General features: G+C 63.9%; 8 protein-coding genes. 2 read left to right on the top strand and 6 right to left on the bottom strand.

Features of this window, described 5'->3' with window-relative positions:
• The 6 genes from AC1D34_RS00855 to AC1D34_RS00830 all read right to left on the bottom strand — a co-directional run.
• On the bottom strand, window positions 1–376 hold a 376-nt coding region (locus AC1D34_RS00855; protein WP_476823239.1), incomplete at its 3' end, for a winged helix-turn-helix transcriptional regulator.
• Between the two features lie 80 nt (window positions 377–456).
• Entirely contained in the window at window positions 457–1,098 is a 642-nt protein-coding gene (locus AC1D34_RS00850) for a hypothetical protein (RefSeq protein ID WP_441491479.1), read from the bottom strand.
• Window positions 1,095–1,712 (bottom strand): hypothetical protein, encoded by a 618-nt coding sequence (locus AC1D34_RS00845; protein ID WP_476823238.1) that lies wholly within the window; start codon window positions 1,710–1,712, stop codon window positions 1,095–1,097. The genes AC1D34_RS00850 and AC1D34_RS00845 overlap by 4 nt, the downstream gene beginning before the upstream one ends.
• Window positions 1,709–2,668 (bottom strand): ABC transporter substrate-binding protein, encoded by a 960-nt coding sequence (locus tag AC1D34_RS00840; RefSeq protein WP_476823237.1) that lies wholly within the window; start codon window positions 2,666–2,668, stop codon window positions 1,709–1,711. The genes AC1D34_RS00845 and AC1D34_RS00840 overlap by 4 nt, the downstream gene beginning before the upstream one ends.
• Window positions 2,665–3,417 (bottom strand): ABC transporter ATP-binding protein, encoded by a 753-nt coding sequence (locus AC1D34_RS00835; protein ID WP_441491482.1) that lies wholly within the window; start codon window positions 3,415–3,417, stop codon window positions 2,665–2,667. The genes AC1D34_RS00840 and AC1D34_RS00835 overlap by 4 nt, the downstream gene beginning before the upstream one ends.
• A complete protein-coding gene (locus tag AC1D34_RS00830) occupies window positions 3,410–4,144 on the bottom strand; it encodes an ABC transporter permease (RefSeq protein ID WP_441491483.1) in 735 nt (244 codons plus the stop codon). Before AC1D34_RS00830 ends, AC1D34_RS00835 begins: the two co-directional genes overlap by 8 nt.
• Window positions 4,145–4,481: 337 nt before the next feature.
• Here AC1D34_RS00830 and AC1D34_RS00825 point away from each other — a divergent pair, with 337 nt between their 5' ends.
• Both AC1D34_RS00825 and AC1D34_RS00820 read left to right on the top strand, forming a co-directional pair.
• On the top strand, window positions 4,482–5,855 hold the full coding sequence (locus AC1D34_RS00825) for an MBOAT family O-acyltransferase (protein WP_441491484.1): 1,374 nt from the start codon (window positions 4,482–4,484) through the stop codon (window positions 5,853–5,855).
• Window positions 5,856–5,937: 82 nt separating this feature from the next.
• Window positions 5,938–6,867 carry a hypothetical protein gene (locus tag AC1D34_RS00820; protein WP_441491485.1) on the top strand — a complete coding sequence of 310 codons (930 nt, stop codon included), beginning with the start codon at window positions 5,938–5,940 and terminating at the stop codon, window positions 6,865–6,867.
• Window positions 6,868–6,872: the final 5 nt, after the last annotated feature.

Genomic DNA, 6,872 nt, shown 5'->3' with positions numbered 1-6,872 from the left:
GGATCGGTTCGAGCGGCTGGCCGGAAACGCGCCCTGCCAGCAGCACGGACACGCCCTCGGGGGCGAGATGCCGGTTGCCCCAGGCGAGCATTGCCGCAATCACCGGGAAGAAGTCCCGCCCCTTGGCGGTCAGCAGGTACTCATATCGCTTTGGCCGCTCGCGATAGAGCCGCCGCTCGAACAGGCCGCTCTGCGTGAGATGCTTGAGACGGCGAGCCAGCATATTGGGCGCAATGCCGAGACTCGCCTGAAACTCGTCGAAGCGCGTGAGCCCACGGAACGCATCGCGCAGGATCAGGAGGCTCCACCATTCGCAGACGGTTTCGACCGTCCGCGCGCAGGGGCATTCGGAGAGTGAAGCGGGCCTGGATTGCATGCTCACTCCGGCTAGACCAGTTACTATCATTTTGCAAGTAACGGATCGAACCGGAGTGCGGGGTCTCTCTCGCTGGGGTGCTATCCCGGGGTTCGGAACGCCTCATCCGTCCAGTCGAGCAGCTTGCCCAGAAAGCGCGAGGCCGCCGGCATGAAGAAGCTGCCATGATGGTAGAACGGGTCGAGCGTGGTCACGATCATGCGCCCGGCCCCACCGCCAACATGACGGTGGTCGTAGAGGATCGAGCCGCCCTTGCCCTGAGGGTCGCCATCCGGCGTGATGTCCACCAGTGAGGTCGCCCCCGGCGGTGGCGTCAGCAGGCCGTGATAGTGCCAGACCAGCTCCTTCATCCCGACATGGCGAAAAAGTTCGTGATCGGGCGCGACGATGCGGTGGCCGGGATCGGCACCCTGCTCCAGCCACCACCAGAAATTGGTCGGACGGAACTCCCATGAGACGCCGGGCGCCCATTGCTGGGCGCTGTTCTCGCCAAGCACGATCAGGGTGCCGCCACCGGCCAGATAGTCGAGGAGGATCGGGCGCTTGCCCCGCAGAACGCCCGGATGAATGCGATCCGCCACCATCAGGGCGTCGCAGCCGGCAAGGTCGGCCGCAGCCAGTTCAGGCGCGTAGATCGTCCGGTCGAAGCGACCACCGAGCCGCTGACCATAGATTGCTTCCTGGTGGTAATAGGTTCCGCCGTCCAGCACCGCGAGTGTCATGCTGCCTCCGATGGCTTGGCGATCCAGTCGAACAGTTGCGGCATGATCCGCTCCGAGCTGTTGCCCGAGCCGAAATAGCCCCACAAATCCGCGCCGGCATGGACCAGCAACCGCCCTCCCACCGCCGGCCGGCAATCGAAATCGACCGGAGACCGGCTCGGTCCCAGGCTGTTGATGATGCGCGCACCGGGCGGTGGCGGGTTGGAACCGCGCCCATAGAAGCCCGCCACGCCGCGCCGCTTCGAGAGATCCGCAGGATCGACGCCGGCCCAGACCGGGTGCTCCGCCTCTCGGTTGACCGCGAGATCGTCGACCCGATAGCTGGGGATCGGCTGGAACCGCGAGAGTTCGGCCAGGAAAGGGTGCCCGATATGGCCGCAGACGACGATCGTGCCGCCACCGGCCAGGAAGGCTTCAAGCTGTCCCCGGCGCGAGGCAAGATAGCGCTGGTCCGAATGCAATCCGAGCAGCAGGCCGCGCGTGCGGGAAAGCGCGGTCCGTTCGAGATCGTAGAACGGCACGAGGTCGATTCGCGGGCCGAGCGCGAGATCCGTGATCAGGGCCTGGGCACCGGTCTCGCTCTGCTCGCAATCAAGGAGGATGGCGTCGATCACGGTTTGAACGCCATCGGATCGATGAGGTCGCGGCGCATGTCGATGGTCTTCTGCAACATGCCGGCCTCGATCATGAAGGACTGATCGGCTTCAAGGTTCTTCACATCGGCATCGGTCATGGCGAGCGTGAAATCATACCAGGGCAGTTGCTTGCGCGCGTCCTCGACCGAGATCTTCTGGTCCTCGGCCGCGATCTTCRGGGCTTCCTCGGGATTGGTCTTCATGAACGCGAGTGCCTTCCCGTGAGCCGCGAGATAGGCCTGCACCAGGTCTGGATAGTCCCGGAGAAAATCGGTTCGTACCGCGATCACCGAGGTCGGAGCGATCAGCCCCTCGCCGCTCGCCAGGATGCGCCCGCCGGCAGCTTCCACCTGCAGGGCATTGGCGCCGGCCAGCGTCGCCGCATCAACCTTGCCCGCCAGAAGTGCTGCCCGCGCCGCCGGGATATCCATGTTGAGATACTCGACATCGCCGAGCTTCATGCCATTGGCGGCCAGCGCCGCGGCTAGGAGTTGGTTCAGCGTCGTCCCCTTGGGGCCGCCCACGCTCGTGCCCTTCAGATCCTTGACCGAAGCAGGGCCGTTCGCCGTAGTCATCACGAAGAAGGCCTTGGGCGAACGCGAATAGGCGGCAATCACCTTGAGGTCGATGCCGTTCGCCCGCCCGAGAATGGCCGAGGTCCCGCCCAGTACGCTGGCAATGTCGACCGCACCGGCGGCAAGCGCCTGGATCTGCGCCGCGCCCGAGGTGATCTCGGGATTCTCGACCTTGTTGATGCCCGCCGCCGCAAAAGCTTCCTCGAGAAAGCCCTTCTTGCGCATGACGATGGAGGGAACGTTGAAGGGTGACGCCACATAAGTAACGCGCACGCTCGATGGCTTGTCGGCAGCATGGACCGAGATCGCAGGTGCAGCCGCAACGATGACCGCAAGGGCGATCAGCTTCAGAAGTTTCACGACACAATCTCCTTCTGTAAGGGATGCCTGCTCGTTTCGAGCAGGCGCTCGAGCACGGCACGGCGATGGGCGAGCAGCGCGGGATCCGTAGGGTCTCGCGGGTAGGGAAGATCGACCCGGCGCAAACCGACGAGCCGGCCCACCGACAATTCGGCAATGGCCTCGCCAAGCAGAACCGCCTCCTCGACGTCATGGGTGACGAAGACGACGGTCGGCCGGCGCTTACGCCAGATTTCGACGAGCTCCTGCTGCATGGTGCGGCGTGTGAAGGCGTCGAGCGCGCCAAAGGGCTCGTCCATGAGCAAAAGGTCCGGTTCGAGGACGAGCGCGCGGGCAATCGCAACCCGCTGCGCCATGCCGCCCGAGAGCTGCTCGGGCGTTGCCTCTGCAAATCCCGAAAGCCCGACGAGGGCCAACGCTTCGCCGACGCGCTGATCGATGACCTCTTGCGGGATGCGGCCGCGGAGCCCGAACCCGGCGTTGCGCGCGACGCTGAGCCACGGCATCAGCCGCGGCTCCTGGAAGACATAGCCGATGCGCGGGCGCCCGCCGCCAGCAAAACTCAATGTGCCGGACGTCGGCTCGGCAAGCCCGGCCAGGATACGCAGCAACGTGGTCTTGCCGCAGCCGCTGCGCCCCACGATCGCTGTGAAGCTGCCGCGCGGCAGATCGAGATCGACGCCTTCGAGAGCGGCGACGCTGCGCCCCGCCACCGAATAGTTCATACCGAGATTGCGGGCCTCAAACACGGCCGAGCTCCAGATGGGAGCGCAGCCACGGCGCGCTGCGGCGGATCGCGGCCCGGGCCAGGGCATCGGCGATCAGCCCGAGCACGCCGATGACAAAGACCCCGACGAGAACAATGTCGGTGCGCGCAAGATTCTGGGCGTCGATGATCATGTAGCCGAGCCCCGAGCTCGACGCGATCAGCTCGGCTCCGACCAGAGCCCGCCAACTGTAGCCGAGCCCGATCCGCAGACCGACGACGAGGGCCGGAAGCGAGGCCGGAAGAACGATCCGACGCAGAATTTCCGAGCTGTTCAGGCCGCAAGCCCGGCCGACCTCGACGAGCTTCGGATCCGCCTGGGCAATCCCCCCAAGGGCTCCCAGGAAGATCGGAAAGAAGCAAGAGAGCACGATCACACCGATCTTCTGCACTTCGCCGATACCGAGCCACAGGATCAGCAGCGGCAGCAGCGCAAGCGGCGGAACCTGGCGCAGGAATTCGAGCGCCGGCTCGACCAGCGCGCGCAACCGCGGCAGCAGACCGAACAGCAGAGCCAGGGGCAAGGCAGTGGCGACGGAAAGGCCATAGCCGAGGATCACGCGCTGCAAGCTGATCGCCACATGCCTGACAAGGGAGCCATCGGCGATGAGTTGACGTCCCGCCTCCATGACCGCGACCGGCCCAGGCAGCAGGAAGGGCGAAACGAGACCGAGCGCACTGGCTACAGACCAGAGCAGTCCCAACAGCAAGAATATGGGCAGTCCTTTTGACACGGCTACTACGATTGTTTCAGAGCAAGGCGGCGGCGCCCGCGCGACTGACTAGCATTGTTTCGTAGCGCATCAACAATATCACGATATTTATCACGCTAATATTTATTATAATTATTCTAATGAGAAGAATACGCTTTCGACAAGAGACACAGAACGACGCGCATGCTTTGCAGATCGGAATAACTGCGCGACTGACGAGCATTTTCGTGCGGAAGCCCGCTTCGCCGAGCCTCCCGGCCCGCGACCCCGGACATGACTCCTGGGAGATAATCGTCTAAGGCGGCGCTCGCCCCCAAGAGATTTCCCGCTCTCGATGCTGTTCAATTCCTTCGTCTTCCTGCTCGGCTTCTTGCCGCTTGCACTCGCCCTGCACTGGCTGGTCGAGCGTTTTCAGCCAAGCCTGCGGCTGCCTGTTCTGGCGCTCCTGTCCTTTGTCTTCTACGGCTATTGGGACTGGCGCTTCGTCCCGCTGCTGGCTTTCTCGATCCTGCTCAACTGGTGGATCGCAGAAGCCTTCCTGAAGACCAAGCGAAGCGGCCTGATTTCGCTGGCGATCGCACTCAACCTCGCCGTGCTGGCGCTGTTCAAATACTTCAATTTTTTCGCTGAGTTCGCAGGCATGGTTCCGGGATTACCCGTCCCCAAGCTTGATCTGGCGCTTCCGCTCGGCATCTCCTTCTTTACCTTCCACCATGTGATGTACCTGACGGATCTCAGGCGCGGCGAGGCCCCGCGCTACGATCTGGTGCGCTATGCGCTCTACATCGCCTTCTTCCCGCAGGTCCTGGCCGGACCGCTGGTGCGCTGGCGCGAGATCATGCATCAGTTCGACGAACGACCCTATTTGCGATCCGACGCGGCCGAACGCATCGCACGTGGGCTGATGCTCCTGACTGCCGGTCTCGCCAAGAAGGTGCTGCTCGGCGACCCGCTGGCCGAATACGCCAACCCCGTCTTCGCCGCGGCAGCTGCCGGACAGGTCGTTTCAGTAGCCGAGGCCTGGCAAGGCACACTTGCCTTCACCTTCCAGATCTATTTCGACTTCTCCGGCTATACCGACATGGCGCTCGGCCTGGCCCTTCTCTTCGGCATCGTGCTGCCGCAGAATTTCGATGTGCCCTATCGCAGCATCAGCATCCAGGATTTCTGGCGGCGCTGGCACATGACGCTGTCGCGCTTCCTCCGCGACTACCTCTACATCTGGATGGGCGGCTCGCGCCGGGGACTGCCGACCCAGATCTGGGCGCTCTTCGCCACCATGGCGCTTGGTGGCCTCTGGCATGGCGCTGGCCTCACCTTCATCGCCTGGGGCGTCGCCCATGGCGTGGCCCTGATCATCTGCCTGCTCTGGCGCCGTGCCAAGCTGCCGATGCCGGCGCTGCTCGGCTGGGCCCTGACCCTGCTCTTTGTGACGCTGTGCTGGGTCTTGTTCCGCGCCTCCTCCTTCCCGGCGGCGCTGACGATCTACAAGGGCCTCTTCGGCTTCGCGCCCTTCGGCTCCGGCTTCAAATGGCGCGCTTTGCTGCCCGCAGCCGCCTTTGCGATGCTCGGCCCGACCGCATGGGCCCTGGTGCACCGGCTGCCGCCGGCGCGGTGGATCGCCGTGCTGATGGCAGTGCTCTTCGTGCTTGTGTTGTTCAAGATCGGCGACGACGCCAATTATGAATTCATCTACTTCCAGTTCTGAACGGCTCAGCGCCGAGGCCAACCCGGCCGCAGGAATGCGCTGGCAGCGGTTTATCCGCGTCTCTCTGACTGCGGGAGGCCTCTTGCTAGCCGCCTTCTTCGCCGCAGCCATCCTGATCGACCCCTATGACAGCGGGCGCTCACCACTGTCATTGAAGCAGGGCGTTCGCCCGCAGGGACCGCGCACAGCCGCCGCCAGCCGCGGCCGCGACCCTGCATTTTCGGGAGCGATATTCGGCAATTCCCATATCCAACTGGTCAAACCCGACCTGCTGAAAACGCTGACTGGAATCCCCTTCGTCTCGCTGATCGCCCCCGCGACAGGCCCCAAGGAGACGCTGGTGCTGATCGACTGGTACCTGCGCCATAGGCAAGAACCGGCCAAGGCTCTGGTCATCAGCGTCGACCACACCTGGTGCACGCCCGACCCGGCCATGCCCGTCAGCAAACCCTTCCCGTTCTGGCTCTTCAGCCGCAATTTCGCGGAGTATCTCTTCGGATTGATGCGCTACGACGTCGTCGAAGAACTGCCACGCCGCATCCGATATGAGATCAGGAACGCACCGAAACGCGCTAGCCCGGATGGATACTGGGACTATGAGGCTGGCTATGTCGGCCTGGGATATGTCGAAAAGCCCGAGCTTCGACGCAGGTTGCTCGAGCACCAGGATATGAGTGGTGGTAACGAGACCGGACCTTTCCCGGCGGCCACCGCGCTCGCTGCTCTTCTTGAGGCAGAATCAAAGGGCGCTCCCGTGGTGCTGGTGCGTCCGCCGCTCCATATTACCGCGCTGCCGGCACCTGGCAGTCCCGAAGGGCGCGCCGAGGCGGCCTGCCGGGCCGCTTTCCAGGCGCTAGCCGACGAACGCCCTGCAACGAAGCTTGTCGATCTGCGTCGCGACACGCCCCTGATCCGTGAGCCTTCCAATTTCTTCGACCATAGCCATTACCGTCAGATTGTCGCCCGCGAGGTCGAAACGAGCATTGCGGCAGCGCTCACGTCTCTGCGATAAGCTTG

The sequence above is a fragment of the Allobosea sp. P1_A7 genome, from assembly GCF_056406775.1.
The sequence above is the reverse complement of the archived record's forward strand: the minus strand, read 5'-3'. Positions and strand labels throughout refer to the sequence as shown.